This window comes from Bordetella ansorpii (genome assembly GCF_900078315.1).
Lineage (GTDB): Bacteria > Pseudomonadota > Gammaproteobacteria > Burkholderiales > Burkholderiaceae_B > Bordetella > Bordetella ansorpii.
The window spans coordinates 67,853-94,529 of sequence record NZ_FKBS01000002.1; the positions used below are offsets into that span (position 1 = coordinate 67,853).

The following is a 26,677-nucleotide window of genomic DNA, read 5'->3' on the forward strand; positions in this document are numbered from 1 at the left end:
GCGCCCCTGCTGGGCGTGCAAATGATAATTATTGTTATTCTAAGCCGGCCCTCGGGAACCGGGCAAGGAGGACGGCGCGCCCGCTCTCCGGCCGTTGGGAACACGATGTGCTGCTTGGACGGGGAACACCCTGCCCCAGGAGGACACATGAAAACCCAGATCTCATTCAAACAACTGGATGGCGATGACGGCGTTGCCTTGGTCAACGGCAACATCACCAATCCCCAGGAAGCCAAACGCATACTGGCATCCAAGCTGGACCTGCCTGGCGAGCAGGAGGACATCGACGCCCGGCTGAAGCGAGGCGGCATCGATCCCGCGTCGATCCGCACCACGCATGTGAGCGAGTAGGACGACGAATGACGACAGGGCCAAGCGGGGGGCTTGGCTAGCTGTCATCGGGCGTGGCGCGGGACGAAGAGCGCCGTCATCATCGATGAGCAGATCAAGAAATTCTGGAAGAGCAATGCTTGCTGCTATGGTCAAGAATACGTAGCGTGCCCCGCACCCGCGTGACCTGCCCTCAGCTCGGATAGACAACTATACGAGGCTCGTGGGAAACAGTGCCATGCAACGCCCATTCTTGATAAGGTTTTGCGCCCACAAGATAGTCCGGCAGCCGCGCCGTAAGGTCGGCCCACGCTGGCGCATCCTCCGCCACCGTCAAAGTGCGGCCGTCTTTCAATGCAATGGCCAGTACGAGCATGCTGCCGACCATCTGTTCAGTACGCGTCGCGACGATTTCAGCAATGTCTTGCCAACCGATGTGCTGCTTCCCTTGCCTGCCGCACACCTGCAAGCCGGAGTCGTCGACAACGATATCGACAGACGATCTGCGCGAAGGCAGTCGGCTGACAAGCCACGCATTAATCCTGTTCACGATCATCTGATCCGCCACTCCCGTTGCTTGCTAATTCCATTTGATGGAAGCCAGCCGCCACACCTCGGCCGCCGCCACTTTGCTCGCGTCATGGCTGATCCAGCCCGCGAAAAATCCGCCAATGATGCCGCCAAGCACGATGAACCGCCCCGATGCAAAGGTCGTCGAGTGGCTATTGGAAAAAAAGATGGAGCGTCGCAAGGTTGCTCGCAGCCCCACTCACTAGCAGTTCGGTGGGGTAAAAGGTGAGGTAAAACGCCAGAAAATAAAAAGGCCTTACAGAGCAACCTCTGTAAGGCCTTGAATTCATTGGTCGGGGCGGTGGGATTCGAACTCACGACCCTCTGCTCCCAAATTAGAAACGCGCGAACGTCGGCGAACGTCAGCGAACGAATAACCAACTGATTCATAAGGCTTTATACAAATTTCCTTGTTCATCGACGTTCGCTAATGTACGCTGACAGCCGCGAAAATGTTGTCCCATATGTTGTCCCATATGGCGCATGAGGCAGAAGAATGGAGAGATTCGAGGAAATATGACGAGATACCCAAAACGCGGAAAAGGTGCGCGGTGGACCGTCAAAGAACTGGAAGCGGTACCGGCGGAATGGGTCGGTGATCACCTGGCCGATGGGGACGGCCTGACTGGGGAAATCCGCATTCAGCGCGGCACGATGGCCGTGGTGTGGCGATACGCCTATCGCATGGGCGACAAGGTAAAGAGATTCTACTGCGGCTCATGGCCGGAGCGCACACTCGACGAGATCCGCTCCGCCAGGAACAAAGCGCGGGCGGACATTAAGGCGGGCCGCAATCCGTCAGCCGTCCGCGACTTGGAAAAAGCCCAAATGCGGGAAGCTATGGCAGCTGAATCTGCCGCTGTAACCGCCGCTGAAGAAGAGGCCACGACCGACGCCCTGTCGTTCCAAGAGATGTATAAAAGCTGGCTAGAATCGGGAGTGAAGCGAGCAGATGGCAACACCGAGGTGAAGCGCATCGTTGAAAAGGACGTGCTTCCCTTGATCGGTGATACTCCCGTGCGATCAATTCGCGAGAAGGACATTGAGCGAGTGATCCGCTCGATTGTCGGCCGCGGTTGCAATCGGCTTGCCGAGGTGACCTACCAAATACTGGGCCAGATGTTCCATTGGGCAGAAAAGCGCCAACCATGGCGAAAGCTGCTTTCGGAAGGAAATCCGGTTGAGCTGGTTGAGCTCGGGGTGCTCCTGGCGGACGATTACGACCCGGATAACGCGCGCGAACGCGTTCTCCCGCCTATTGAGATTGTCGAGCTCCAGACTCGATACCGCGAGTTGGAGGAGCAGTATCTCGCTTCGGATGACAAGCGAAAGAGGAAGCCTCCATCCAAGGCGTTGCAGGCAGTTTCCTGGATCTGTTTGAGCACGCTATGCCGGATAGGGGAACTGCACCTAACCGAAATTACGCATCTCGATCTCCGAGAAGGTACGTGGTTCATTCCCAAGGCGAACGTCAAGGGCAGAAAATCACAGAAGCGGGACCACCTGGTCTTTCTGTCACCCTTCGCAGTCAAGCATTTCGAGACCCTTGTCAGCCTGGCAGGATCATCCCGCTGGCTCCTACCTTCGCGCGACAATGATGACGCGGGGGTAGACCAACCGATGTACAAGCAGGCCTTTACTAAGCAAATCAAAGATCGGCAAGCCATGTTCAACGGACAGCCCAAAGCACGCCGCGCTTCGGACAACTCCCTGGTGCTCGGCAAAGGCCATAACGGCAATTGGACGCCTCATGATTTACGGCGAACGGGGTCGACCATCATGGAATCACTGGGCATCGATCCAAACATCATCGACCGCTGCCAAAATCACGTCATTCACACGGGCAAGAACCGTGTCAGGCGGCACTACCAGCTCTACGACTACGCCGACGAGAAGCAAGCAGCATGGGCGAAGCTCGGCGACTATTTGGGAAGACTGCTGTCGGGAGCCGTGGCGCCAGCCGAGCTTCAAAAGCGGCTGACCGCCAAGCAACTACTCGCGGCGTAAAAAAAGCCGAAGACCGTTCGGTCTTCGGCTGTTGGACGCAGGCGGGCAAGCCTAGATCAAGCCCATCTTGGCCATAGAATGGCCGCTACCTGCCGCCACGATCACGTGGTCGACCAATGTCACATTGACCAGAGCCACGGCGTCCTTCAAGCGCCGCGTAACCTCAACGTCCGCCCTGCTTGGCTGCGACGAACCCGAGGGATGGTTGTGGGCAATCAAGATGGAATGCGCGTTGTGCCGAATAGCCGCCTTGACGACCTCGCGTGGATACACGCTCGTCTCAGACAGCGTGCCTCTGAACATTTCCTCGAAAGCGATCATTCTCAATTGCGCATCAAGGAACATTACGCCGAACACCTCCACGTCCGACAGCGCCAGGCGCGTCACGATATAGTCGATGGCGGCGGACGGCTTGTCCACTGGCAAGCGACTACCCAGCGCCCCCTCCAATTGCTGTGCAGCCGCACGTAGCAGCTCTTCCGGGGTTGCGGCTCGATAGAGGCCGCCCGCCTCGCATACAACCGGGGCGCCCTGGACATCCTGCGGCACCTGCCTTTCTCCTGCCCAGGCGCGACTGAAACTTAGTTGCATTGCTCTCTCCAATAGCAAGGGTTGCCTACCAACCCATTAATGATCGGTCGTCAACAATGGAGGGTGTCAGAATTGGGGACTCGCCATGCGCAGTCAGCTCTTACCAATGGACATTGGGCTATACCTAGAGCTCACACCTAAGAAGCCAGCTTTCCCGGGCACGCCATTTGCTAACTGGACTCGGTTCCACCTTCTCAAAGGAGCGGCAATGTCTGACGATCTTAGTACCGCGGCCCGCAAGACCGCGCCCGCGTGAACGTCAATGAGGCTCACGAGCTCAAATATTGGTCGCGTGAATTCGGCGTCACCGAAGACAAGCTTCGGCAGGCCGTAAAGGAAGTTGGCGTTTCCGTCGACGCGCTTCGGAAGCACTTCTCGTCGCCCCCACGCTGAGGCGACGCATCCCCACCCTTGGCTGGCAACCGCCATTTGTCGCAGACGCTGCCACAACTGTTCGTTGCTAAGAGCGGGCCCAAGATCCGAATAGGCATAATCTTTGTCGATTACCTTCGCATCGGATTTAGCGCCACGACCGCTTCGGCGTGGTCAGCAAGGGCGCGGCCGGGACTCGGTGTCTCCGTGCCGCTCTCTTGGGAAGAACTGCCACAGCTGTCCAGCTGGGCGCAATGGACCATCACCAACGTAGTCGCTGACAAACGTCCGTTGTGCCTGAAAATTTGACGAGCGTGGCTTGCTTGATCAACCGACTGGCATGGGTCAGGTGCGGTCTGTCACCAAGGACGGATCCCGGCCAGAAGCGGTCATCGGCGATTCTCTTTGGTGCCGTATACCTAGCGGTCTGGTCGCCAACCTCTCGAGTCTAGAAGGTGAATGAGGCCAGCACGAAATTGACGTCGCATTTCGGCACGCTCGACCTTCCCACTGATTCCTGTAGTTCACGGCGCGCATGCTACCCCTTAAATTTCTCCAGGCGGTATGCGGAGTCTTCCAGTTGGGTCGCGCTGGGAGAATTGCCTGCCAGCATCCACCGCTTCGCCAACTTGAGGTCCCGCGCAGCGTTGACGGCAATCACAGAATGAAGCCGACCATCGCGAAACTGGAAGAGGCTGAACTTGTCCCCTGTCATGTCACCCCGAACGACATAGGGCTCTTCGGCAGAGGGCAATCCGAGCACCTGCAAATTTAAATTGTATTGATCCGACCAAAACCATGGGATCTCGGCTACTGAAGCAGGTAGCCCCGCCAGGGATCGTCCCACCGCAATACCCTGGTTCTGAGCGTTCGCCCAGGACTCGAAACGAATACGCGCGCCACCTTGTGTACTTGGCCAGCCGCAGGGTTGGTTTGCCACATCACCCACCGCGTAGATATCGGGATCAGACGTGCACCCAGTTGCGTTGACCAGGATGCCATTGTCGACGTCCAGCCCGCATTCGACAGCAAGCTCAACGCCTGGCGCGAGGCCCACTCCGATCAGCACTAGGTCTACCGTCTGCCGGCCCTGGCTAGTAATGGTGTCGAGGCTCCCCTCTGAATTCCGCTCGATGGCTAAGAGTGAGCTGTTTAGCCTGATGTCGACACCGTTATCGCGATGCCTTTGCATCAGGAAATCCGAGATCACGGGCGGAACAGATCGCGCACACAAGCGCGTGTTTCCTTCCAGCAATGTCACCTGCGTGCCGAGCTGAGTGGCCGTCGCGGCGACCTCCAGACCAATCCAGCCGCCACCAAGAACAAGCAATCTGCCCCCGCCAGCTCGTTTTAGCGCGATCCGTACATTCATCGCGTCGTCCCAACTCCGCAGTGTATGGACGCCGGGGAGCGCTATGCCAGGAAAATTCGGAACGCGGGCGCGGCCCCCTGTGGCAATAACAAGCTTGTCGTAGGAGATATGGTCGCCACTGGACAAAGAAACTACCTTGCAGTGCCTGTCGATCCCAGTTGCCCGGATACCGAGCCGCAAGTCGATTCCAGCCAATTGCGCCTGCTCAACAGATAGCAGATACGCCGGTTCGCTTTCCGAACCGGCCAGTATGCTTTTGGACAATGGAGGACGCTCATAAGGTGCGAGCGCTTCTTCTCCGATCAGGGCAACCTCGGCATCAGGCATGTGCTCGCGCACGGTGCGTGCGACCCAGGCGCCGGACTGACCGGCGCCGATGACCACAGTTTTCATTTCGATTTCCTAGCGGGCCGCGGGACGCAAATAGATGACCCCGCCCTCCACCTTGATCTCATGGCAACGCAAATCCTGCGTGCAGGGAGCTCCCTTCGCCTCTCCCGTACGAATATCAAAAGTGCCTTCGTGAAGGGGGCATTCGATCAGACCGCCCTCCTGAATAAGGCCATCCGACAAGGCCGCGTCGCCATGGGTACATTGGTTATCCGTGGCGAAGACTTTGCCGTCCAGGTTGTAGAGGCAAATTTTCTGCCCATCGACCTCTATGGGTAAAGTCTCCTCGCCTTCGATATCTGCGTACGGCGCCACGTTGATCCAGCTCATGATTGCGACCCCTTCAGTGGTTCGTCCGTCATCAAGTCGATGTAATGGTTTTCCATGTGGTGCAGCGCCTCTTCCAGCGGCGCCATCGGGCCAGGCTGGAAAAATCTTGACCCCGAAGCGTTTTGCAGCGATTCAACCATCACCGCGTCCTCTGCGATGATTTGTTTGACAAAGGCTCGATACTTAGTCAGTTCTTCCTCGTAGTTGGGAATGGAGAAGGCCGCTTCGGGGAAAAGCAGATAGCAGACGACGCGTGTTTCGTTGGGCGAGATCGGCCAGACGTGCCACATGCGCAGGCTGTCCGAGCGCATGGATAGATTCAAATTGGGATAGATCCCTGCCTTGCAGGCGATGCCCGACGACTTGTCGGTTGCCCACGGCAGCGTGGGGAACACCTGCTGGCCGCTCGTGGAGTGCGGCCGAGCTTCGTACTGCGTGTGCCAGCCGCCATTGGCCTCGAGCTGAAATTTTAGCTTCTCGCCTTTAACGAAGCCGCCAAAAGTACTTTTATGAATCACACCAACGTGATAGATGTCGATGAGGTTCTCGACAAGAAATTTCCAATTGCATTTGACATCGATCTCGACCTTATCCGCGAGCTTGCACTCGCCAGACTGAAACCACCACAGTCCTTTCTCGTACGGCGCGATGTATTCCTCGAATGACATGGGACTTTCGGCGAAATTGGTGAAGATCCAGCCGCGCCAGATCTTGACCGGCAACGGCTTGAGCCGGGCGCCGCTCATGTCGACTTCGGATTCCTTCATGCCCGGTGCGGCAATTAGCTTGCCACCGACGTCGAATAGCCAGGCGTGATAGGGACAGCTGAAGTCCTTGGCGTGGCCGCACCCACTGGCAACAGCCACCCCTCGATGCAGGCACATGTTCATGCACACCTGGATTTCGTTCTCGGCCGGTCGCGAAATCAGGATGGGCTCGTTCATGACGCTGAAAGTCATGTAGTCGCCGACATTCGGAATTTCTTCGACGCGGCCGACGGAAAGCCAGTGTGTCATGAAGATGCGCTCTTTCTCCAGCGCATAGATTTCTTCGGAACTGTAGACGCCGCCGGGCAAATGGCGCGCACGCAGAAGGCTCTCGCGGGTTTTCTCGAAGCGGGGCGATAGCTCTCTCAGCTGGATGGTAGCGGTTTGCATCTGGTGTCTCCGTGGGCAGTTAATACTGTGGAGAGAAGTTTATGATTGACATCGATCAATGTATAGATCGACTATCAAATCGATATAAAATTACGCGACAATGACCCCAATATTTGAAGAGGAAACTGCCCATGGGTAAGCCGCACCAGTCTTCAGACGATGCCGTCGCGCTCACTCCCGGAGAATCCGGCCGCCGCGTCAACGACGTGGACTATGTGCGCCGTGACGAAGCCCTAGCCATGTTGGGAATCAAGAAGGAATCGCTTTACACATATGTCAGCCGTGGCCTGATCAAGACGCTGACCGAGCCCGGACGGCGCACCAGCCTGTATCGCAAATCCGATCTAGAGAAGCTCAGTACCCGCGTCGGCGCCAAGGGCGGCGGCGCGCCAGTGGCTCAGTCGCTGCGTTATGGCGAACCGGTAGTGCAGACTTCTATTTGCGAAATCAGCACGGCAGGGCCGAGGTACCGCGGGCAGCCAGCCACCACCTTGGCCCGGGAAGGCCGTTCGCTGGAATACGTGGCGGACCTTTTGTGGGGCGGTCTGCCGCCGGCGCGCGATCGTCCGTGGCCAGTCATGGAAGATGAATCGGCCGAGATGCGGGGCAAACTGGTTTCGATGCCGCAGCAGGCCGACGCCTTTTCGCCAATCCGTGTCCTGGCGATGGCAGCGCTGCAACTCAGCGCGCTGGAGGCCGCTGGCGACGCTCGCGGCCACGGCGATGCACGCGTGAGCGGATTGCGGCTGATCAACGCCTTTTCCGGAATATCCGGATACTTTGGGCCGGACCACGCTTACGCTACCGTGATTGCCGACGAATTCGTGGCGTGGCGCGTGCTGCGTGGCTTCGGCCTGGCCGGGCGGCCTGACGCGGACCAATTGCTTGCGGCGATCAACGCTGCCCTGGTGCTCAGTGTGGACAACGAACTGTCGGCTCCCACCTTTTGCGCACGTATCAGTTCTTCCACCGGCGTCGACATGTACGCCTGCGTGGCCTCAGCACTGATGGCCCAGGCCGGCCCCATGCAGGCTGGCGGCATGATGGATCTGGAGCAGTATTTGGCCGAGGTGTTGTGCGCCGACCGTCCGATGGCGTACACGGGAGTGCCGTGCTTCGGCCATCCCTTATACGATCGTGACCCTCGAGCCGAGCTGCTGCTGGAGATGGTGCGCGACCTGTCGGGCGCGGCGGCGACGCGGGAGCGGCTACTCGAATTCGTCGACGCGGTGCATCGCAGAACCGGCGCCTACCCCAATTTGTTCGCCGCATTGGTGATTTTGGCGCACGTACTAGGCCTGCCTGCGGGCGCGGCGGTGTATCTGCACTGCCTCGGCCGAACCGCCGGCTGGGTGGCCCATGCAGCTGAGCAACGGCTGTCCGGCGTCATGCTTCGCCCGCGCGCGCGATACGTGGGCGCGCGTCCGGCTGGCTCATTCTAGGATTTGCCCGGAAATTAGCTGGCGCAGCCATTTGTGTGCCGCGTCGGTATGCGCGCGACGATGCCAAAACTGTCGCACGCGCGCCTTAGGCATTCTAAAGGGCAGCGGATAGGCCTCCAGCCCTTCCATGCCTTTAACTGCGTTGCCCGGCACCGTGGCGATCAAGTCCGATTGCAGGACGATAGCAGCGCAGCGGTGGTAGTGCGTGACGGTGAGCTTCACGTCGCGTCGCTGCCGGCGGCCAGACAGCGCTTCTTCCACCAGGGCATCAGTGCTGCCCGCGGTGGACACCACATGCTGCTGGGAGAGGTAGAGCGCCAACGTGAGCCTGCCCCCCAGGCCTGGGTGGCCCTTGCGCGCGATGCAGCAATACCGGTCGTCGAACAGATGCTGCTGGTAGAAGCCGGTATGTAAGAAGCTGATGTTGCCGATTGCCAGGTCGGCTTGGCCGCTTCGCAAGGCCGGGGCATAGTCGGCCTGGGGGATGCGCGAGGCTTCAATGCTCACTCCCGGCGCGACGGCCGCCAGGGCACGCATAAGCCGTGGCAGCACCACCATCTCGCCGACGTCGGACATGAGCAGGTGGAACGTGCGGCTGCTAGAGGCTGGACGAAAATCGCCGACATGCTCGAAGCAGGTCTCAATGCCGGTCAGAGCGGTCTCAAGCGGCGCAAATAAGCTATTGGCGAGGGCGGTGGGCTCCATCGCGCGGCCCGAGCGCGTAAATAGGGGGTCATTGCACTGTTCGCGCAAACGGCGCAGTGCATTGCTCATAGCCGGCTGAGTCAGGCCGATGGCGGTGGCAGCGAGCGAAACGCTGCGCAGTCGATACACCATCACAAACACCCGCAATAGGTTCAAGTCGAAATTCTTGATATTCATGGCATGAATTGAGGAACGTTCGATCATTGATTTGACCATAGCCAGGCCGCACCGCGAACATCCAGGCTATGCGTACTTTGATCGAAAGGTAGGAGTCATGTCGGAAGCAATAGAGGAAGTACCGGTCTTGATCGTGGGCGGCGGACCCGTCGGCTTGGCCATGAGCATCGACCTAGCGCGGCGCGGTGTGCACTCAGTGTTGCTGGAGCAGGGTGACGGCACGATCGAGCATCCCCGCACCGGGCTAGTGGCGATACGCACAATGGAGGCATTTCGCATGTGGGATATCGCCCGTCAGGTGCGGGACTGCGGTTTTCCGGAGGACTACAACCTGTCGATGGTGTTCTGCACTTCGCTGAATGGCCTGCTGCTGGACCGCGAACCATATCCTTCCATGCGCGACAGCCCCACGCCGCCCGAGACACCCGAGAAGAAGCAGCGCTGCCCCCAGTTATGGCTACAGCCCATACTCACCGAAGCCGCGTTAGCCAGTCCGGAGGCCCGCATCCTGTTCGAGCACCGTTTCCTGCGCCTGGAGCAACACGGCGAAGCGGTATCAGTCGTCGCAGTCGACACGCGTACTGGCGCGACGAAATCATTCCGCGCACGTTATGTGCTCGGGTGCGATGGCGCCACCAGTCAGGTTCGCGAGCAACTAGGTATAGCTTTGCAGGGCCGGTTGCTGAGCTATTCGGTCAATATCCTCATCCGGGCTGTAGCACTGGCCGACCGGCACGTAATGGGACAAGCCGAGCGCTACATGTTCGTCGGTCCCGACGGCATGTGGGGAAACCTCACAGTCGTGGACGGCGCTGACATTTGGCGCCTAACAGTGCTGGGTTCGGAGGAAAAGATGGACCTGGCGTCGTTTGACGCCGAGTCCTGGGTGCGGCGGGCGCTAGGTGGCCCGGGCGCGCCCGAGATAGAGTTTGAGGTCCTCTCGGTCACGCCGTGGCGGCGCAGCGAGATGCTGGCCGACAGTTATGGCCACGGGCGCGTATTCCTTGTGGGCGATTCGGCACACACTATGTCGCCGACCGGGGGAATGGGGATGAACACCGGCATACAAGAGGTGCTGGACTTGGGCTGGAAGCTGCAAGGGATGCTGCAAGGCTGGGGTGGTCAAAATCTGCTGCGAAGCTATGAACTCGAGCGCCGCCCGATCGCGCAGCGCAACATCAGCTTTTCCACGCAGAACTTTCGCGCCTGGCAAGACACGCCCGATCCCAGCGCCGTATGCGACGACACGCCTGCGGGCGCACGCACCCGCGCGGCACTGGGCCGGAGGCTGCGCGATTCAACGCGAGTCGAGTGGGAGTCGATGGGGCTGCAGATCGGCCACCGGTACGAGCAGTCACCAATATGCGTTCCAGATGGCACAGCGCCCGTGCCTGACGACTTCCGGATCTTCGTACCTAATGCACGTCCCGGAGCCCGAGCTCCTCATGCATGGCTGAAGGATGGGCGGTCGACCCTAGATCTGTACGGCGAGTCGTTCGTGCTGCTCGATTTCGGCGGGGATAAATCTCCAGATGTGCATACTCTGCTAGCCGCGGCGCAGCGCGCGCGCGTGCCGCTGCGACGAGTGATCCTGGATGAACCGGAGGTAGAGCGCCTGTACGCAGCCAAGCTCGTACTGGTGCGGCCCGACGGGCACGTCGCGTGGCGGGGGGGGGCAGTCGGCGACGCCCGGCTCATCATTGATGTAGTGCGGGGCGCCACCTGAGGGTCGGTGATTCCGCAAAAACACGACAAAATAGCGAAGGAGACAAAAATGAATCAATCCACCAAGCGAAAATTCTTGCGCACCGCACTCTGTGGCCTAGTTGCCGGGTTGTGTCTGCCTACATCGGCGGCGCACGCCGCAGACGAGGGTTATCCGAGCCGGCCCATCAAGTTCGTAGTGCCGTATACCGCCGGCGGTAGCAACGATGTGGTGGGCCGTGTGCTCGCGCAAAAATTGTCCACGTACTGGGGGGTGCCCATCATCGTAGAGAACAGGCCAGGCGCGGGCGGCAACCTGGGCGCGGCGCAGGTCGCACGTTCCGCGCCGGACGGCTATACGTTCCTGGTCACGCCAAATAACCTGCTGACGATGAATCCGTATATCTATAAGAAGACCGGCGTGGGCTACGACCCGATCAAAGATTTCGCTCCGGTGTCGCTAATGGCGACTGGACCGATCCTACTGGCGACCAATGCCAAATTGCCGGTAAATTCTGTGAAGGATCTGATCGCATATGCCAAGGCAAATCCGGGAAAGTTGAGTTATGCGTCCGCCGGCATCGGGACGCCGCATCATCTGAGCGCCGAGTTGTTCAAGTCGCTGACCGGCATCGAGATGGTGCACGTGCCATACAAAGGGGCGGTGCCGGCGATCAGCGACCTGACTGCAGGCCGCGTAGATGTCATGTTTGGGATTCCCAACAGCCTGATGCCCTTCGTAAAAACCGGCCAACTGAAGGCATTGGCAGTCAGTGGCCTAAAGCCCTCCTCACTGCTGCCGGAGCTGCCTACCGTAGACGCGTCCGGCGTGCCCGGCTTCGACTCCTCGCTGTGGATCGGCCTCAGCACGGCGGCCGGCACACCTTCGGCGGTGATCACCAAGGTTACCCAGGGAATTGCGCAGGCCATGCACGATCCTGAGGTGAAAGCTAGTCTAGAGGCGCAGGGGCTTTCTCCGGTTTCGAGCACGCCGCAGGAACTCGAGGCGCTGATCCAGCACGATGCGGCGCGGTGGTCCAAGTTGATCGATGAGCGCCAGCTGACCGCGGATTGAATCGCCCCGGGTTTTGCGGAGGCTCCTACTCTTGAGAGAATGCGAGCCATGAGCAAAAACAACGCGAACAAGTTTTCCCCTGAAGTGCGCGAGCGCGCGGTGCGCTTGGTGCAGGAGTCGCGCAGCGAGTACCCGTCGCTGTGGGTGGCGGTCGAGTCCATCGCGCCCAAGATCGGCTGCTCGGCGCAGACGCTGCTGACCTGGGTCAAGCGCCACGAAGTCGACAGCGGACAGCGCGAAGGCGTCACCACCAGCGAGCGAGAACGCATCAAGGAGTTGGAGCGGGAGAACCGAGAGCTGCGCCGCGCCAACGACATCCTGCGCACCGCCAGCGCTTTTTTCGCGCAGGCGGAGCTCGACCGCAAACTGAAGTCGTAAACACCTACATCGACCGGCACCGGGAGGTTTACGGGGTCGAGCCGATCTGCAAGGTGTTGCAGGTTGCCTCGTCGGCCTATCGGCGCCATGCCGCGCGGCTGCGCGATCCGGCGCGGCGCAGCGACCGTGCGCGGCGTGACGAACAGCTCATGCCGCACGTCCAGCGAGTCTGGCAAGAGAACCATCGCGTCTACGGCGCCGACAAGGTCTGGCGGCAGTTGAATCGCGAAGGCGTGATGGTGGCCCGTTGTACGGTCGAACGACTGATGCGCGCTCAGGGCCTGCAAGGCGTGCGGCGCGGCAAGCGGCAGCGAACGACCATCACTGATGATGCGGCCAGCCATCCAATGGATCGGGTCAACCGGCAGTTCCGGGCCGAGCGGCCGAACCAGTTATGGGTCTCGGACTTTACTTACGTCTCGACCTGGCAGGGCTGGCTGTACGTGGCTTTCGTCATCGACGTCTACGCCCGGCGCATTGTCGGCTGGCGCGTGAGCAAATCCATGACGACGGACTTCGTGCTTGATGCGCTGGAGCAGGCCCTATACGCCCGCCAGCCTGGCAACGATGGTTCTCTGACCCATCACTCCGATAGGGGATCGCAGTACGTTAGCATCCGCTATAGCGAACGCCTGGCCGAAGCGGGCATCGAGCCGTCCGTGGGCAGCCGTGGTGACAGTTACGACAACGCCCTGGCCGAGACCATTAACGGCTTGTACAAGGCTGAACTGATTCACCGCCGCGCACCCTGGAAAACCAGGGAATCTGTCGAGCTGGCAACGCTGGAATGGGTCGCCTGGTTCAACCATAAGCGCCTGCACTCATCCATCGGCTATATCCCGCCGGCCGAGGCTGAGGCAAACTACTACAACCTACTCGGCACATCCGCCGGTGAGGCTGTTTTACTTTAACCAAACAGCCTCCGCGAAAACCGGGGCGATTCACCGTCCCAAGTTGTTGCGATCCAGGTGAACTCGCTGTGGTCGTTAGGGCGAGAGGAGTTTCCACACAGCCTCGGCCAGAAGCAGACATTAGGGGCAGAACTGTCATTGAGAGTTACGCTGTCGAATGTGCCGCCAGATGCCCGGGCACAAAGCTCGAATTCGACGAGAATTACGGATTCCGGGACATCGTGGCCGACCGTTACGACGCCGGCTTGCGCATGGGCAAGACCACCGACAAGGACATGATCGCCGTGCCTAGCGGCCCACCGCTGCGCCTAGCCGCGGTGGGATCGCCGGAGTATTTTGCGTCCCGTCCCACGCCAAGGTGCCAGGGCCTCATGCAGCAAGCCTGCATTAACCAGTGGATGCGAAGTTCGGGCGACCTGTAGTCTGGGATTTCGAGCGCCGTGGCCAACACGTCGACGTCCGCGTGGACGGCCGTTGATCGTCAACACCACGCAGCCCCAGATCGATGCGACCGGGCCCGGACTGGGCCTGCCGCTGCTGCCGGACGATGAGCTGATGCCTTACCCAGGATCAGGCCGGCTGGTCCGGGTGCTGGAGGACTGGTGTCCCAGTTTCGAGGGCCATCACCTCTACTATCCCAGCCGGAGACAGCCGTCACCGGCGTTTTCGCTGGTGGTGTGCGCGTTACGGGCAACCAAGCTTCTGAGCAGGCCTGCCGCCAGAAAGCCGCCATCGACCGCGAGCGTCTGACCCGTGATGTACGCCGTATGTTCACCGCACAGAAACGCCACCGCTTCCGCGACCTCATCCGCTTCGCCATAGCGCCGGGCGGGAATCGTGCGCAGGGACTCCGCCCGCGTATCGGCAGGATGATGCGCGCGCTTGAAGGGGGTATCGATAGGCCCGGGAGCGACACAGCTTGCGGTAATCCCTGCGCCGGCCAGCTCGTGGCGATCTGCCGGGTCAAGGCGCCCAACACGGCCTTCGGCGTGCCATAGGCCGCCCGGTAGACACTCGCCCGGTCGCCACCGATTGACGTGATGTTCACGATCCAGCCCCAGGCGCGCTGTTTCATCAGGCGAAGCGCCTTTTGGCAAGCCAGCATGGGACCATTCAGGTTGACCGCCATCACCTGCTGCCACCGATGCACGGGATAGTCCTCGAAAGCGCCTGGATGGGCGATGCCGGCATTGTTGACCAGGATGTCGCACCGTCCAAACTGAGCGTTGACCGCATCAAACAAACTCCTGATGCTGGCCGGGTCACTCGCGTCAAACCTGATCGCGCTCGCATGAGCGAGGTTCGCCGCAACCTCGCTGGCCGCCGGGCCGTCCAGATCCCCGATGAAGACATGATGGCCGCCCGACTCCAGCCGCCGGGCGGTTGCCGCCCCGATCCCTTTCGCCCCACCAGTCACCACCGCGACATGCCTGGCGACACCCTTCACCAGGGCCCCTCGCGCCAATCACAGGTGAGATCGCGGGCCTACCGGCGCGGGCGCGCACAGCGGCCAAAGGGGAGACACTCGGCAAACACCATGGCCACGATTCAAACGGGAGTCGTACCGGCCTGAACGGTGACGCATCCGCAAGCGAAATGTCCACGGTATGTACGTGAAGGCCGTAGGGCATCTACCAGTATCCTTTTCATTAGCGATCTAAGTATTCTGATTGAAGCCCGCAAAGACGGGCCGGCCCTTTCCGTTGCTCACGATCAGGAGACATCCCATGTGCCCGCCCAGCGCCCGGCCTCCCTAGCTGCCGTCCATCATCAAGATCCGGCGTTACGGATCGACCATCGTGAGCCCTCAGCGCTCAACAGCACAAGAATCCCTACCTGTCCCGAAAAGGAATGGCAAGGGACGAGCTCGTCTTTGAAAGAGGAAGCTTGATGAACTCTGATTCACCCAATGTTGCGCAGGAAATACCAGGCCTGAACGCAGCGATGCCTTCGAACTTCGATCTCTATTACGGGGGATCGTGGCATCGCCCAGCGCACGCGTGCTACTCCGTTATTCGTAATCCCGCGACAGGGGGGAAGATCTGTGACGTCGCGCAAGGGTCGACCGCGGATGTGGAGAGCGCGATTACCGCCGCGCATGCCGGTTTCCTGGCCTGGAAGTCCATCCGCCCCCTGGAACGCGCCAAGTCGATTCGCGCCTTTGCCCAACGTCTTCGGGAGAACGCCAAGGAACTTGCGCTGATAGACGCAGCGACGGGGGGAAATCCGTGGCGCGATTTGATCATGGACGTTGAAATTGCCGCATCGCAACTTGACTTCTTTGCCGGATTGGTAACTGAGATGAAGGGGCATTCTGTGCCCATGGGGCCAGGCGAATTTTCGTTTTCGGTGCGTGAGCCTTTGGGCATTGTTGCCCGCATCATTCCCTTCAATCATCCCCTCATGTTCTCCGCTGGCAAGGCAGCCGCCCCGCTCGCAGCCGGGAATTCGCTGATCATCAAGCCGCCGGAGCAGGCGCCCGTTTCTGCGCTGCGACTCGCAGAGCTGTCCGAGGGCCTGTTTCCCGCCGGCGTATTCAATGTGATACCTGGCGGAAAGGACGTAGGAGCGGAATTGGCGTCGGACCCGCGCGTTGCCGCCGTTGCGGTCATAGGGAGCGTCGCAACGGGGATCGCTGTGGGCCGGGCCGCCGCCGAGACCGTAAAGCCCGTACTGCTGGAGCTTGGGGGAAAGAATGCGCTGATCGCATACCCCGACGTCGACCCTGCCACGGTCGCATCCGCGGTCGTCGCAGGGATGAATTTTTCCTGGTGCGGTCAATCCTGCGGCTCGACGAGCCGAGCGTTCATTCACGCCGACATCTACGACGAAGTAAGCCGGCTCCTCATCGACCACTGCCAGGCGTTTGTCCCCGGTATCCCGACGGACCCAGCCACCACCATGGGCTGCATCATCAGCCGTGCGCAATACGATCGCATCCGCCAATACATCGAGCTTGGGAAACAGGAAGGAGCGCGTCTGCTGTGTGGCGGCAAGCCGCCCGCGGATCCTCGGCTTCAAGGCGGCTTCTTCCTGGAGCCCACCGTATTCGTGGACGTCAAGCAGGACATGCGCATCGCGTCCGAAGAAATCTTCGGCCCGGTTCTATCAGTGCTCAAGTGGGAAGACGAGGACGCGATGCTGCAGGACGTGAACGCCCTGCCCGTTGGCCTCACCTGTTCGATCTGGACCCATGACCTGCGGCACGCCCAGCACTGCATCGCGACTGTCGAGGCTGGCTACGTGTGGGTCAACGAAACGTCGAAGCACTTCCTTGGCACCCCGTTTGGCGGTCACAAGCAGTCCGGCCTGGGACGAGAGGAATGCCTTGAAGAACTGCTGAGCTTCTCCAAGGAGAAGAACGTCTACCTGAAGGCGGTGCCCAGCCATCGGGCCGCGTAACCCCTGGAGAGTGTCGATGAAAACCCCTGAAGAAACCAGAAGCCGGCCCGTCGCTCCTATCGTTAACAGCGCCGATGACTGGCGAGCCGAAATTCTGCGGCTTGCCCAGAAAAAGACGCCGAGCTTCTTCCATCTGACCGCCCCGCTTCCCTCAACGGGCCGTACCAATCAGGTGCTCGGCGCCACTGACATGCTGAGCGTCGTCCTCAAGACGTACGCCGAGGGTGGCGAAAACGAATTGCACGCCCATCCCAACGAAGACCACGTGTTTGTTGTGCTGCAGGGGGGGGCGCGGTTCGAAGGACCCGCTGGAGAGGTGCACGAGGCGCGGCGTTACGACTGCGTCCTGCTGCCCGCCGGGAGCTTCTACAAATTCCAGGCGTTCGACGATGAAGCGTTGGTCCTGCTTCGAATCGGCACGGCCGTTTCGCCGGACGTGGACGTCCTGCAGCGTATTGGAATGGACGGCCGCCCTTTCGATGGCTATTCGGCAGAGAACAACGAGATTCCACCAACCTTTATGGCAGGGCGTTACTTCGCCTGATTGGCGCAGACCGAAAAAAACATAAAGGCTCCATGCGAGCCGAGGAGGAAGACATGAAAATCACTATCGCGTCCGTGCTCTGCGCGCTCTGTGCCTCATTTGCCGCAACGCCCGCTGCTGCCACAGGGCAGTACCCTGAGAAGGCCGTGAAAATGGTCATTCCGTTCACGCCCGGCGGCAGCAACGACGTCCTTGCCCGCGTCATCGCCCAGGAGCTCAGCGCAAATTGGGAACAGCCCGTCATCGCTGAAAACAAGCCTGGGGCCGCCGGCAACATCGGCGCCGAATTCGTCGCCAGGTCTCAGGCAGACGGGTACACGCTGCTCATCGCCGCCAACAACGTGATGTCCGTGAATCCTGTCATGTACCGGCAGAATTTCGATCCGGCCAAGGACTTTGCCCCGATCACCTTGCTTGGGACGGTTCCCGTTGTGTTGGTCGTCAACCCCTCGGTCCCGGCAAAATCGCTGCAGGAACTCGTCTCGTACGCCAAGGCGCACCCCGGCAAATTGAATTACGCCTCCTCGGGAGCCGGGTCTCCCCAGCACCTCTCGGCCGAACTATTCAACAGCGTCGTCGGCATAAGCATGACGCACATCCCCTACAAGGGCGCGGCCCCCGCCACCGCCGATCTTCTGGCGGGCCAGGTCCACGTGCTGTTTGCGCCGTTGAACTCGGTCCTGCCCCACATTCAAGCCGGTAAGCTTCGGGCGCTCGCGCTCGGAAGCAAGGATCGTTCAGCCTTGCTGCCGGGCGTTCCCACCATCGCCGAAAGCGGATATCCGAGCTACGAAAGCGACATATGGGTGGGTCTGGCTGCCCCTGCCGGCACGCCCGCCGGAATTCTGCAGAAGATCAATCAAGACACCCGCGCGGTCCTGACGAAGCCCAGCGTGCAAAAGTCACTGTCCGAACAAGGCATCGAAGCTAAGACAAGCACACCCGAGGAATTTCGCGAACTTGCGGCACAAGACCTCAAGCGCTGGGGCCAAGTCATCAAGCAAGCGGGAATCTCGGCGGAAAGCCGCTAAGCCTTCCTGCGTTTCCGCCAGAGCACCGCCCGTGCCTGCGCACCCGATCAAGATCATCAATGTGAGTTCGATATGAGCAAGGACTACCCTCGTCGCGATGTGCCCGTGCCCTCTCCGTCTGAAAGTGGATGCTGGGGAAGCGACGTCATCGCCGACGCGATTCGAGACGTCGGCATCCGCTATCTCTTCGTCAACCCGGGCGCAAGCTTTCGTGGGCTGCACGATAGTCTGGTGAACCACCTGGGCAACCACCAGCCGCAAATGCTACTGGTATTGCATGAGGAGCACGGCGTCGCCATGGCGCACGGCTATGCCAAAGTGACGGGAGATCTGTGCGGCGCCATTGTTCACAGCAACGTCGGCCTGATGCACGCATCAATGGCCATCTTCAATGCCTGGGCGGACCGCACCCCGGTCCTCGTACTGGGAGCGACCGGCCCCGTAGACGCAGCGAAACGCCGTCCCTGGATCGACTGGATACACACTGCGCAGGACCAGGGCGCGTTGGTTCGTCATTTCGTCAAATGGGATGCGCAGCCGGCATCGCCCAAAGCCGCGCAGGAGGCGATCGCCAGGGCGGTGATGATGTCGAACACGGCGCCGCAAGGCCCCACCTACGTCTGCTTCGACGCGGCGCTACAGGAAGCGCCGGTCAATGACCGGCTGCCTCGGCTGGACCGGACCCGCTACCCCCAGCCCGCGGGCGGGCGGCCGCTGGCGCGGGACGTGCGCCAAGTAATGGAATGGGTCCGGGCCGCGCGGCGACCCGTCGTCCTCATGGGGCGAGTCTCTCGAAAAACCGCCGACTGGGAGCAGCGCGTGCGGCTCGTGGAAAGCTGGGGGGCCTTGGTCTTGACCGATCTGAAACTTGGCGCTGCCTTTCCCACCTCGCACGGCGCACATGCCGCCGCCCCTGGGTTCTTTCTCTCTCACCAGGCCGCGGAGACACTTAGGCAAGCCGACCTGATCATCAGCCTGGACTGGCTCGACCTGGCAGGGACACTGGGCCAGGCCTTTGGCGACGCTGCATGCCATGCTCGCGTCGTCCACGTGTCTTTGGATCAGTACGTCCACAACGGCTGGTCCATGGATCACCAGGCCCTGCCCCAGACAGATCTCACCCTCTTGTGCGACCCTGACACCTTCGTGGCGTCGGTAGTCGAAAACCCTGATTTTTCCCAAGCGGAAAAACGGCCCTCCTCCAGCGAGCGCCCATATCCGCGCAGCCAGATTTCAAAGTCGGACACGATTTCCATCGCTCAGCTTGCCGCCGATGTCGAGGCGGCCGCCGCTGAGCTGGACATGAGCCTGATCCGCCTGCCGCTGGGATGGTCCGGCGACCTTTGCGACTTCGACCACCCGCTCGACTATCTTGGCTACGACGGCGGCGGCGGAATCGGGTCAGGGCCAGGCATGGCGGTAGGCGCAGCGCTGGGGCTCAAGGACTCCGGCCGGCTTCCCGTCGCGATCATCGGCGACGGCGACTACCTCATGGGGGTGTCCGCACTCTGGACCGCCGCCAACGCCAGAATTCCATTACTGATAATCGTCGCCAACAATCGATCCTTCTTCAACGACGAATTGCACCAGGAACGCGTCGCGCGGGATCGCAGCCGGCCTATCGAGAACCGGTGGATCGGGCAACGCATCGATGATCCTGCGCCTGATCTGGCAGGGCTGGCCCGCGCGCAAGGCCTTACCGGCTTTGGCCCTGTCTCCGAGCCGGCGGAATTGGTGGGCGTCTTGCGCAACGCCGTGGAAATCGTGCGCGCCGGGGGTAGCGTCGTCGTCGATGTCCACGTGACACCGGGATACAGCCCGGCAATGTCATCGGGCATGACACGGTCGCACGACGATTAGCCGCAGATATCCTGGCAGGCTGCGGCCGGCCTGCCGCAGCCCCCCTGCATCGGTAAAGCAGCGCCACAGATAGGGGAGCCCGCGCGAGGACATCGCAGGGCGGATTGCTCAAGCCCCCTTGGAAACCAGCAGCACCGCCACCGAAGCCAGGAAGCCCAGCAATACTCGTCGAAAGGCCTCTTCGCTGAGGAACGCGCGCATTCGCCGGCCCATGATCATTCCCAGCGCCATCGGCGCAAGAGCCAGCGACGACATCGACGTCTCGACCAAACCAAGGCGACCGTAGTAGGCAAGCGCAAGGTAAAGCGGAATCATCCCGAACAGGTAGATGATGCTGATGCTGCCCACGAACTCGTCCCGCGGTAGCTTGAGCGCGAGCAAGTACGTGATGATGAAAGGGCCTGTCATGGACGACAGTCCGCCCATCATGCCCGCCAGGACGCCCACCCCAATTCCAAGCGGAAGCTCCCGTTCAGGCGGTATCGAACCCTGCGGCTTGTACATCATCAATACCACCGCACAGATGACCGACGCGGCCACAAGCACACTCAAGACCTCGGTGGGAAGCGCGAGCGACAACCGGACGGATACCACCGTGCTCACCAGCAGGCTCAGCGACAGCCATTTGAAACGCATGGCATACCCTACTGGCTTGTCGGCCTGCCACGCCTGCCAAAGATTGGAGATGAGCACGGGAACCACCAGCAGGCTGATCGCTGTGGGCGGCGGCAGCACTAGCGACAATAGCGGCACCGCGACGAGCGGCAGCCCTACCCCCAGGGTTCCCTTGACGACGCCTGCCCCAAAAAAAGCAAGTCCGGCAAATCCCAGAAGCGCAAGCTCTGGGATCCCTGCGAAAGTCCACGGCACCTGGGACAGCAAGTCCATTTTTGTCTCATCCATTGTTTGCGCCAACACCAGGAACGCCAAGCGGCGCTGGGTTGACCATGAACGAGAATATTAGAGATCTAACTTTATTGCAACAGCGATGCACGCCGCAGCACTCGGGCTGGACGAGATCAATCCAGCCCAAACACCTTGCCTGGGCGCGTGGATCGATTAGCGGCGGCTCACTCGGCCGATGATATCCGGCGGGACAGCTCCCGGGTCGAGGGTACCTTGCGCTCGGCGTTCTCGAGGGCGGCTTCGTCTTCCGCCAGGTTGGTAATGATTGCGAGTAGCACTTTGCGCGTGGTCTTTATTTCGACCTCGGTCAGGCCGCGTGTGCCGATCGCGTTGATTTCTTCCGCAAGCGGTACCAGCTTCTTCTTGAGCGCGCGGCCGTTTCGCGTCAGGAAGATATGGATGTTCTTGTTGTTCCCCGGCAGATGTTTACGTTCGACATAACCGAGCGACTCCATCGCCTTCATCGCGGAGAACGTTGTTGGTTCCATTACCCCAGCCTGCTCACTCAGCTCCCGCTGAGTCAGGCCATCCTCCTCCCAGAGGATTCGCAGGAAGGTCCAGTGACCGAACGACACGTTGTAGTCTGACAAGCGGACTTGCAGGCCCCGGACAAGAGCGCGCGTGGCATCCTTAATCAGGTGTGCAAGCCTATCGTCTGGAACAGCCTCGCGCCAGTGGTCAAGGACTGTCCTGGTTTCTTTCGAAGTCATTGGCTATAAGAAGTTTCGTGTACTTAGATGGCTAAAAATGATACCCGAAACGGTCTTAAGCCGGCTGTCACAGATCAAACGTCGCGCATAACCCCGGATAAGACGACATCTCTCGACACTCGGGACGACTCGATCATGGCAAGGCAGATCTCCAGCGTGCGCCGGGCCCATTCCCCTCCGTGCAAGCATGGCTGCCCGGCATGAACGGCGGCATAGAGTTCGTCGATGACCTCGGCTCTTGGAACCAGGGGAGGCTCGATGTCGATGAGGTATTTCTTGTCGTCTTCGTAGACGTAGATACCATCCGGAAGCGGCCGAAGATCCGCTTTATCGCACGACACGACGAAGGGTCCGAAGTGTTGATGGCGCGCCACGCTGGGCGCCTGCCGGTTGGGCGGCGTATAGGCGCTCCCGCCATATGTGCCCGCATTTTTGAGCGCGGACTCCTCCGCGGGGCCTGCAATTGACTTCAACCGCCGCCGGGCCGCGCCATAGTCTTCCGACGACTTGGGCAACCCCATTTCGCCGGTCCACCCCATCCATTCATCGGAGTCGAAATGGCCATACCCGTTGTAATTCAATGCCGCGTATGCACCGCCGTGAAACCACATCAACGCGCTGTAGGCCCCTTCCGTTGGGCGGCTTTCGTCCCAGTTACCCAGGGCGCTGCGCACGCGCTCAGGCTCCTGGCACGCCAACAACCGCACAATGTCGACCTGGTGCGCGGCCTGGCTGAACACTGCCCCGCCTCCCTGTTCCGTCCGTAGTTCCTCCGGCCTGCGCGGCCGACAGATATAGTCCGTGAAGTTCAGGGCATGGATCATGCGGACGGCGCCGAATCTCCCTGATTGCACCAGTTCCCGCGCTCTCAGATAAGGCGTGTCAAAGCTGTGGCAGTGACCGATGAGCAGATGGACGCCGGCCCGCGCGCAGGCGTCGATCATGGCATCACATTCGGCCAGGCTTAGCGCCATCGGCTTTTCCACCAGGACATGCTTTCCATGATCGGCGGCAATCTGTGTATGCCGCGCGTGAAACTGATGCGGGCTGGCGATGTATATGACTTCGACCTTGGGGTCAGCGGCCAGCGCTTCCACCGCCTCGTAGGCAGGCCGGGAGAAATCTCGGCTGAACTGATCCCTGGCCGCCGCGCGCGGGTCGCACCCTGCGACGAGTTCGACCCGGGAATCCGCAAGGAACGTGGGAAGCATCAACGAAAACGCCCGCCCCAGGCCGACCACGCCGATACGCAATTTTCCGTTTTTCATGATTGGGGGTTCGGCTACAGATCGAGGACCAGCTTTTCGCACGTGGCTCGGGAAACGCAAACCATGATCTGGGACTCTTGCTCTTCTGGAAGCAACACCATATCGCGATGGTCTGCCGTTCCTTCGAGCATCCGCGTCCGACAGGACCCGCACGTCCCGCTTTCGCACGAATAGCCGACACGCACGTCCGCAGCCTGCAATACCGACAGTATCGACTTGCCCACGGGCACTTCAAGAGTTTTGTTCGACTTGGCGAGATCCACCAAGAACGGCTTGTCTTCAGGCCGCTTTCCCCCGCCCTCTAAGAAACTCTCAAAATGGATCCGCTTGGGCGACCAATGACCCGACATATCGCGCACGGCTTCCATCAGACCCCTCGGCCCGCAGCAATATACGTGCCCTCGGTTCGGCTTCTCGAGGATTGGCCATAGGTCGAAGCAGGCGTCCGGATTGCCGAGGTCGTGGTGTATCTTGACATTCGAACGGTACCGGTCCGAGCCCAACTCCCCGAGGAACGCCGTTGTCTCCGCAGCTTGGCTCAAGTAGTACAGCTTCCAAGGCGCGGGAGGGAGCTCGCCGAAGGATCGGATCATTGACAAGATGGGCGTGATTCCTATGCCCCCGGCAATGAACGTCAGCGATCCCGGATTGTCGACCAAAGGAAAGGCGTTATCGGGCGGCGCGACCAAAACGGTATCGCCCTCTTTCGCCTCATCGACCATGCTGACCGACCCTCCTCTACCCTGCGCCTCTCGCTTCACGGTAATGACATAGCGCTGGCGTTCGGAGGGATCGTTACACAACGAATATTTCCGCCACTCTCCGTTGGGGACTTGAATTTTGATATGCGAACCCGCCGAAAATTCTGGTAGGCCGGTTCCATCTTCGCGTCCGAGTTCGAATGAACGTATGCCTTTTGCGGCCTGGTGCGTAGCAAGAATTTTCAGCGACATCAATGTCGCATTATCGGTCGTGGGATCTGCCATGATTGCCTCCTTGAGCAGGGAAGCATTGCCTCCCGCCCGCCTTCATATCTTGTAGGACTCGTACGTGCTGGGATGGAACAGTTCCGAGACACCAACCTGACGCTCCGAGAGCCCCTGCGCGTGATGATGCCGAGTAAATGCCTCCAGCGTGGGTAAGCTCTTTTCAACGCCATAGGCCCAATAATCCGCTCCCAATGTGTCTCTTGCCGCCTTCAGTTGCTCCTCCACGAACGGCAAGGTCACCTTGGTGGCCGAGGTGTCGGACAGCTTTTCCAGCGCAGCAAGCTTGGACTGTTCGAAGGCCTTCAAGAGCGTGCTTGGCAGCCAGGGGTGCTGTTCCACCAGCGTTTTTCTCACGCCCACGACGTGCATGATCGGAAAAACTCCGGTTCGCCGGTAGTAGCCTTTTGCGGTCTCGGTCGGGTCGTCGAACAGCCAACCGATATTGGGATTGAATCGGGCATTACCCGACGGGGCGCGCGGCGCCATGAAGCCATCGATATCTCCTCGGTCCAACATGTCTGAGATGGTCGTATCGGCGGGCGCATCGATCATCTTCACGCTGGCCGGCAGCTTCAACTTGATCTTTTCGGGCCGGCCGGGCTGGTCGATACCGCCCCGTACCCAGGTCACGTCCGACGGCTTCACCCCATAGTCTTCTTCCAGGATGGCGCGGGCCCAAACATTCGCGGTCAGCTGATACTCCGGGATCCCGATGCGCTTGCCCTTGAGATCTTCAGGGCGGCGAATTCTGTCCTTACGGACATAGATTGAGGTGTGCCTGAATGCGCGAGACAGGAACACCGGGATGGCGATGTACGGGCATTGCCCGGCCGCATGCTTGACCAGGTAGCTGGAAAACGACAGCTCACTGACATCGAAATCCTGGAAGCGGAATGCACGGAAGAACATTTCTTCCGGGTTCAACAGCGCATACACCGGATTGACGCCATCGATCTGTACGGCCCCGTCATACAAGGCGCGATTGCGATCGTAGTCGCCCATTGCGATAGACAATTGAAGTTTAGACATGCACTGTTGCCCCTAAGCGGTAGTTTCGTAGTTGCTTTCGAGCTGCGGTCCAGAACCGACGCCATACACAGGCTTCGCTTCGAAATCCCGCCAGTCGACGGTCTTAGGAACAATGGCTTGGAATGAACATACGCTGGGTAGAACCTGCTTGTCGCCAGTGCCGATTGCGGCCTGCCCTCGGGAAAATTCCTCGACCGCCTCAAGCATCTGGCGACGGAACTCGACGATAGCCAAGTCACTGGCCCCGAGGCGATCGTTAGAGCGATCGGCGATCGGACCCATCGTTACCCACATTGCGATGTCCTGGTTCGGAAAGCCCTTGATACCCGTAAAGTTACCTGCCTTCATCGCTTGGCGATCCTGCCAGAACCGGTTGTCCACGTTACGCAGCGGGCGGTACTTATCGTCAAGATCCGAGCCGATACTGGTGCCAAGGAATTTGCGCCAGGTTTCGGTGTCTGGTGTCGTGGCGCGGTCCCCCCACGCGATGAAGTAGAAGACCGAATTGGTGTCATCCATCGGCACGTTGACGTTCGCCACGTTGTACAGATTGTTTGGCGGAATCAACACGGTGCCGGGAGCTACGAAAACCGTCGATCGGACATAGTCGGTCTGTGCGGCATTCGTAATGGGGCGTCGGATGGCCGCGTAGCGGAAGCCATAGTCGGTACGATGGACCTGCATGCGCGGGGCCTTGTCCGTCGACGGCCTCAACCAATTCTTTTCGGTTGCCTCCGCCCCCCCCACGCGTGCTGGCACGAAGTCCGAAGAATGCAGACTGGAGCTATGGGCCGAGTCAATAGCGCCTTCCAGGATCTGAGCCCAGTTGCACGGGATCAGGACCTTCGCGATGCTGACTTTCGCGGACTTCTCCGGCGCCCAGGGCGGAGGCACGAACGCTGGGATGCGGGTTTGGTCTCCCATGAACGCCCAGATCAGCCCCGCCCATTCTTGGACCTTGTACGCCTTGTGCTTCACCTTCTCGGCCATGGTGCTGGCTGCCGGCTCCGAGACCATCTCTATGACGGTTCCCTCGACATCCATTTTCCAGCCGTGATAGAGGCAACGCAGCCCACAGTCTTCGTTTCTGCCGTAAACGAGCGACACCCTCCGATGCGGACAGTACTCGTCCATCACGCCGACCCGTCCCTCGGTATCACGAAAAACGACTAGATCTTCGCCCAGGATCCGCGCATGGACGGGATCTCCGTCGGGTTCGCTCACCTCTTCGCTCAGGCAAATAGGTATCCAGAAATTGCGCATCAACTGCCCCATCGGCGCGTCACCTTCAACGCGACAGAGCAGCTCGTTTTCTTTATTCGTCAACATACATCCTCCTCATCCTCAGATCTCTCAGCACACGCATGCGGCGTCTGGCAAATCAATTATATTAGAGATCTAAGTATTTTTTCAATGCTGGATTTCCA

The 26,677-nt window shown here is 60.2% G+C and carries 24 protein-coding genes, 3 pseudogenes and 1 other annotated feature; of the genes and pseudogenes, 13 read left to right on the forward strand and 14 right to left on the reverse strand.

The window, feature by feature from the left end:
* The first annotated feature begins 147 nt into the window (after positions 1 to 147).
* Positions 148 to 351, forward strand: coding sequence for a hypothetical protein (locus tag A7W11_RS00310; RefSeq protein WP_066406349.1), 204 nt, complete (start codon positions 148 to 150; stop codon positions 349 to 351).
* A 172-nt stretch (positions 352 to 523) separates the two neighbouring features.
* Here the strand turns inward: A7W11_RS00310 and A7W11_RS00315 are convergent, their stop codons facing one another.
* Entirely contained in the window at positions 524 to 886 is a 363-nt protein-coding gene (locus tag A7W11_RS00315) for a hypothetical protein (RefSeq protein WP_066406350.1), read from the reverse strand.
* Positions 887 to 910: 24 nt separating this feature from the next.
* Positions 911 to 1,081 carry a hypothetical protein gene (locus tag A7W11_RS27820; protein ID WP_156522944.1) on the reverse strand — a complete coding sequence of 57 codons (171 nt, stop codon included), beginning with the start codon at positions 1,079 to 1,081 and terminating at the stop codon, positions 911 to 913.
* A gap of 302 nt (positions 1,082 to 1,383) precedes the next feature.
* Here A7W11_RS27820 and A7W11_RS00320 point away from each other — a divergent pair, with 302 nt between their 5' ends.
* Entirely contained in the window at positions 1,384 to 2,907 is a 1,524-nt protein-coding gene (locus tag A7W11_RS00320) for a tyrosine-type recombinase/integrase (RefSeq protein ID WP_081398509.1), read from the forward strand.
* Positions 2,908 to 2,958: 51 nt separating this feature from the next.
* Here A7W11_RS00320 and A7W11_RS28950 read toward each other — a convergent pair whose 3' ends face one another.
* The gene (locus A7W11_RS28950) at positions 2,959 to 3,498 is read right to left on the reverse strand and encodes a JAB domain-containing protein (RefSeq protein ID WP_054505142.1); all 540 of its coding nucleotides are present in this window, start codon (positions 3,496 to 3,498) and stop codon (positions 2,959 to 2,961) included.
* A 252-nt stretch (positions 3,499 to 3,750) separates the two neighbouring features.
* On the opposite strand from A7W11_RS28950, the gene A7W11_RS27175 reads away from it, so the two are divergent.
* Entirely contained in the window at positions 3,751 to 3,891 is a 141-nt protein-coding gene (locus tag A7W11_RS27175; RefSeq protein ID WP_306653495.1) for a DUF3606 domain-containing protein, read from the forward strand.
* A gap of 33 nt (positions 3,892 to 3,924) precedes the next feature.
* Positions 3,925 to 4,143: pseudogene (gene ligD / locus A7W11_RS28645) on the forward strand (non-homologous end-joining DNA ligase LigD); the annotation flags it as partial.
* A 265-nt stretch (positions 4,144 to 4,408) separates the two neighbouring features.
* On the opposite strand, the gene A7W11_RS00330 reads toward ligD, so the two are convergent.
* The 3 genes from A7W11_RS00330 to A7W11_RS00340 are packed head-to-tail and all read right to left on the reverse strand — an operon-like array spanning position 4,409 to position 7,119.
* Positions 4,409 to 5,635 carry an NAD(P)/FAD-dependent oxidoreductase gene (locus A7W11_RS00330; RefSeq protein WP_063589394.1) on the reverse strand — a complete coding sequence of 409 codons (1,227 nt, stop codon included), beginning with the start codon at positions 5,633 to 5,635 and terminating at the stop codon, positions 4,409 to 4,411.
* A gap of 9 nt (positions 5,636 to 5,644) precedes the next feature.
* Positions 5,645 to 5,962, reverse strand: a complete 318-nt coding sequence (locus A7W11_RS00335) for a non-heme iron oxygenase ferredoxin subunit (protein WP_063589393.1) — start codon at positions 5,960 to 5,962, stop codon at positions 5,645 to 5,647.
* A complete protein-coding gene (locus A7W11_RS00340) occupies positions 5,959 to 7,119 on the reverse strand; it encodes an aromatic ring-hydroxylating oxygenase subunit alpha (protein ID WP_063589392.1) in 1,161 nt (386 codons plus the stop codon). The genes A7W11_RS00335 and A7W11_RS00340 overlap by 4 nt, the downstream gene beginning before the upstream one ends.
* 131 nt (positions 7,120 to 7,250) lie before the next feature.
* Here A7W11_RS00340 and A7W11_RS00345 point away from each other — a divergent pair, with 131 nt between their 5' ends.
* A complete protein-coding gene (locus tag A7W11_RS00345) occupies positions 7,251 to 8,561 on the forward strand; it encodes a citrate/2-methylcitrate synthase (protein ID WP_063589391.1) in 1,311 nt (436 codons plus the stop codon).
* Here the strand turns inward: A7W11_RS00345 and A7W11_RS00350 are convergent.
* Positions 8,553 to 9,470, reverse strand: coding sequence for a LysR family transcriptional regulator (locus tag A7W11_RS00350; protein ID WP_235816761.1), 918 nt, complete (start codon positions 9,468 to 9,470; stop codon positions 8,553 to 8,555). The two genes, A7W11_RS00345 and A7W11_RS00350, sit on opposite strands and share 9 nt — an antisense overlap.
* Before the next feature lie 70 nt (positions 9,471 to 9,540).
* Here A7W11_RS00350 and A7W11_RS00355 point away from each other — a divergent pair, with 70 nt between their 5' ends.
* From A7W11_RS00355 to A7W11_RS00375, 4 genes and pseudogenes are all read left to right on the forward strand, one after another.
* Positions 9,541 to 11,169, forward strand: coding sequence for an FAD-dependent monooxygenase (locus A7W11_RS00355; RefSeq protein ID WP_063589389.1), 1,629 nt, complete (start codon positions 9,541 to 9,543; stop codon positions 11,167 to 11,169).
* Positions 11,170 to 11,217: 48 nt separating this feature from the next.
* Positions 11,218 to 12,222, forward strand: a complete 1,005-nt coding sequence (locus A7W11_RS00360; RefSeq protein WP_082886977.1) for a Bug family tripartite tricarboxylate transporter substrate binding protein — start codon at positions 11,218 to 11,220, stop codon at positions 12,220 to 12,222.
* Between the two features lie 39 nt (positions 12,223 to 12,261).
* Positions 12,262 to 13,511 (forward strand): IS3 family transposase gene (locus A7W11_RS00370; RefSeq protein ID WP_123786977.1). Its coding sequence is split into 2 segments (ribosomal slippage): positions 12,262 to 12,556 and positions 12,556 to 13,511, totalling 1,251 coding nucleotides; the frame shifts between segments, so codons are not numbered across the junction.
* Positions 12,555 to 12,671, forward strand: a sequence feature (AL1L pseudoknot). (Overlaps the previous gene by 117 nt.)
* Before the next feature lie 173 nt (positions 13,512 to 13,684).
* Positions 13,685 to 14,261: pseudogene (locus A7W11_RS00375) on the forward strand (LysR substrate-binding domain-containing protein); the annotation flags it as partial.
* Here the strand turns inward: A7W11_RS00375 and A7W11_RS29100 are convergent.
* A pseudogene (locus tag A7W11_RS29100) lies at positions 14,144 to 14,958 on the reverse strand (SDR family NAD(P)-dependent oxidoreductase). The pseudogenes A7W11_RS00375 and A7W11_RS29100 sit on opposite strands and share 118 nt — an antisense overlap.
* 443 nt (positions 14,959 to 15,401) lie before the next feature.
* Between A7W11_RS29100 and A7W11_RS00380 the strand changes: the two are divergent.
* The 4 genes from A7W11_RS00380 to A7W11_RS00395 all read left to right on the forward strand — a co-directional run bounded on the left by A7W11_RS00380 (position 15,402) and on the right by A7W11_RS00395 (position 20,348).
* Positions 15,402 to 16,913, forward strand: a complete 1,512-nt coding sequence (locus A7W11_RS00380) for an aldehyde dehydrogenase family protein (protein WP_063589230.1) — start codon at positions 15,402 to 15,404, stop codon at positions 16,911 to 16,913.
* 16 nt (positions 16,914 to 16,929) lie between these two features.
* Entirely contained in the window at positions 16,930 to 17,457 is a 528-nt protein-coding gene (locus A7W11_RS00385) for a cupin domain-containing protein (RefSeq protein ID WP_063589229.1), read from the forward strand.
* Positions 17,458 to 17,510: 53 nt separating this feature from the next.
* Entirely contained in the window at positions 17,511 to 18,488 is a 978-nt protein-coding gene (locus A7W11_RS00390; protein ID WP_082886979.1) for a tripartite tricarboxylate transporter substrate binding protein, read from the forward strand.
* Between the two features lie 72 nt (positions 18,489 to 18,560).
* Positions 18,561 to 20,348, forward strand: coding sequence for a thiamine pyrophosphate-binding protein (locus tag A7W11_RS00395; protein ID WP_063589227.1), 1,788 nt, complete (start codon positions 18,561 to 18,563; stop codon positions 20,346 to 20,348).
* Between the two features lie 108 nt (positions 20,349 to 20,456).
* Here A7W11_RS00395 and A7W11_RS00400 read toward each other — a convergent pair whose 3' ends face one another.
* The 6 genes from A7W11_RS00400 to A7W11_RS00425 all read right to left on the reverse strand — a co-directional run bounded on the left by A7W11_RS00400 (position 20,457) and on the right by A7W11_RS00425 (position 26,579).
* Positions 20,457 to 21,236, reverse strand: coding sequence for a sulfite exporter TauE/SafE family protein (locus tag A7W11_RS00400; RefSeq protein WP_054505147.1), 780 nt, complete (start codon positions 21,234 to 21,236; stop codon positions 20,457 to 20,459).
* A gap of 182 nt (positions 21,237 to 21,418) precedes the next feature.
* Positions 21,419 to 21,964, reverse strand: coding sequence for a MarR family winged helix-turn-helix transcriptional regulator (locus tag A7W11_RS00405; protein ID WP_054505148.1), 546 nt, complete (start codon positions 21,962 to 21,964; stop codon positions 21,419 to 21,421).
* 74 nt (positions 21,965 to 22,038) lie between these two features.
* Positions 22,039 to 23,232 carry a Gfo/Idh/MocA family protein gene (locus A7W11_RS00410; RefSeq protein ID WP_054505149.1) on the reverse strand — a complete coding sequence of 398 codons (1,194 nt, stop codon included), beginning with the start codon at positions 23,230 to 23,232 and terminating at the stop codon, positions 22,039 to 22,041.
* A 14-nt stretch (positions 23,233 to 23,246) separates the two neighbouring features.
* The gene (locus A7W11_RS00415; RefSeq protein WP_054505150.1) at positions 23,247 to 24,218 is read right to left on the reverse strand and encodes a PDR/VanB family oxidoreductase; all 972 of its coding nucleotides are present in this window, start codon (positions 24,216 to 24,218) and stop codon (positions 23,247 to 23,249) included.
* 42 nt (positions 24,219 to 24,260) lie between these two features.
* On the reverse strand, positions 24,261 to 25,250 hold the full coding sequence (locus A7W11_RS00420; protein WP_054505151.1) for an ABC transporter substrate-binding protein: 990 nt from the start codon (positions 25,248 to 25,250) through the stop codon (positions 24,261 to 24,263).
* 12 nt (positions 25,251 to 25,262) lie between these two features.
* Positions 25,263 to 26,579, reverse strand: a complete 1,317-nt coding sequence (locus A7W11_RS00425) for a Rieske 2Fe-2S domain-containing protein (protein WP_054505152.1) — start codon at positions 26,577 to 26,579, stop codon at positions 25,263 to 25,265.
* Positions 26,580 to 26,677: the final 98 nt, after the last annotated feature.

What these genes read in the sequence shown, in the direction of transcription:
- A7W11_RS00335 (WP_063589393.1), bottom strand. Translation starts at nt 5,962, where the DNA reads ATGAGCTGGATCAACGTGGCGCCGTACGCAGATATCGAAGGCGAGGAG.
- A7W11_RS00315 (WP_066406350.1), bottom strand. Translation starts at nt 886, where the DNA reads ATGATCGTGAACAGGATTAATGCGTGGCTTGTCAGCCGACTGCCTTCG.
- A7W11_RS00395 (WP_063589227.1), top strand. Translation starts at nt 18,561, where the DNA reads ATGAGCAAGGACTACCCTCGTCGCGATGTGCCCGTGCCCTCTCCGTCT.
- A7W11_RS00385 (WP_063589229.1), top strand. Translation starts at nt 16,930, where the DNA reads ATGAAAACCCCTGAAGAAACCAGAAGCCGGCCCGTCGCTCCTATCGTT.
- A7W11_RS00340 (WP_063589392.1), bottom strand. Translation starts at nt 7,119, where the DNA reads ATGCAAACCGCTACCATCCAGCTGAGAGAGCTATCGCCCCGCTTCGAG.
- A7W11_RS00420 (WP_054505151.1), bottom strand. Translation starts at nt 25,250, where the DNA reads ATGTCTAAACTTCAATTGTCTATCGCAATGGGCGACTACGATCGCAAT.
- A7W11_RS00355 (WP_063589389.1), top strand. Translation starts at nt 9,541, where the DNA reads ATGTCGGAAGCAATAGAGGAAGTACCGGTCTTGATCGTGGGCGGCGGA.
- A7W11_RS00360 (WP_082886977.1), top strand. Translation starts at nt 11,218, where the DNA reads ATGAATCAATCCACCAAGCGAAAATTCTTGCGCACCGCACTCTGTGGC.
- A7W11_RS00320 (WP_081398509.1), top strand. Translation starts at nt 1,384, where the DNA reads ATGAGGCAGAAGAATGGAGAGATTCGAGGAAATATGACGAGATACCCA.
- A7W11_RS28950 (WP_054505142.1), bottom strand. Translation starts at nt 3,498, where the DNA reads ATGCAACTAAGTTTCAGTCGCGCCTGGGCAGGAGAAAGGCAGGTGCCG.
- A7W11_RS00380 (WP_063589230.1), top strand. Translation starts at nt 15,402, where the DNA reads ATGAACTCTGATTCACCCAATGTTGCGCAGGAAATACCAGGCCTGAAC.
- A7W11_RS00415 (WP_054505150.1), bottom strand. Translation starts at nt 24,218, where the DNA reads ATGGCAGATCCCACGACCGATAATGCGACATTGATGTCGCTGAAAATT.
- A7W11_RS00390 (WP_082886979.1), top strand. Translation starts at nt 17,511, where the DNA reads ATGAAAATCACTATCGCGTCCGTGCTCTGCGCGCTCTGTGCCTCATTT.
- A7W11_RS00425 (WP_054505152.1), bottom strand. Translation starts at nt 26,579, where the DNA reads ATGTTGACGAATAAAGAAAACGAGCTGCTCTGTCGCGTTGAAGGTGAC.
- A7W11_RS00350 (WP_235816761.1), bottom strand. Translation starts at nt 9,470, where the DNA reads ATGATCGAACGTTCCTCAATTCATGCCATGAATATCAAGAATTTCGAC.
- A7W11_RS00330 (WP_063589394.1), bottom strand. Translation starts at nt 5,635, where the DNA reads ATGAAAACTGTGGTCATCGGCGCCGGTCAGTCCGGCGCCTGGGTCGCA.
- A7W11_RS00405 (WP_054505148.1), bottom strand. Translation starts at nt 21,964, where the DNA reads ATGACTTCGAAAGAAACCAGGACAGTCCTTGACCACTGGCGCGAGGCT.
- A7W11_RS00345 (WP_063589391.1), top strand. Translation starts at nt 7,251, where the DNA reads ATGGGTAAGCCGCACCAGTCTTCAGACGATGCCGTCGCGCTCACTCCC.
- A7W11_RS00310 (WP_066406349.1), top strand. Translation starts at nt 148, where the DNA reads ATGAAAACCCAGATCTCATTCAAACAACTGGATGGCGATGACGGCGTT.
- A7W11_RS00410 (WP_054505149.1), bottom strand. Translation starts at nt 23,232, where the DNA reads ATGAAAAACGGAAAATTGCGTATCGGCGTGGTCGGCCTGGGGCGGGCG.
- A7W11_RS00400 (WP_054505147.1), bottom strand. Translation starts at nt 21,236, where the DNA reads ATGGACTTGCTGTCCCAGGTGCCGTGGACTTTCGCAGGGATCCCAGAG.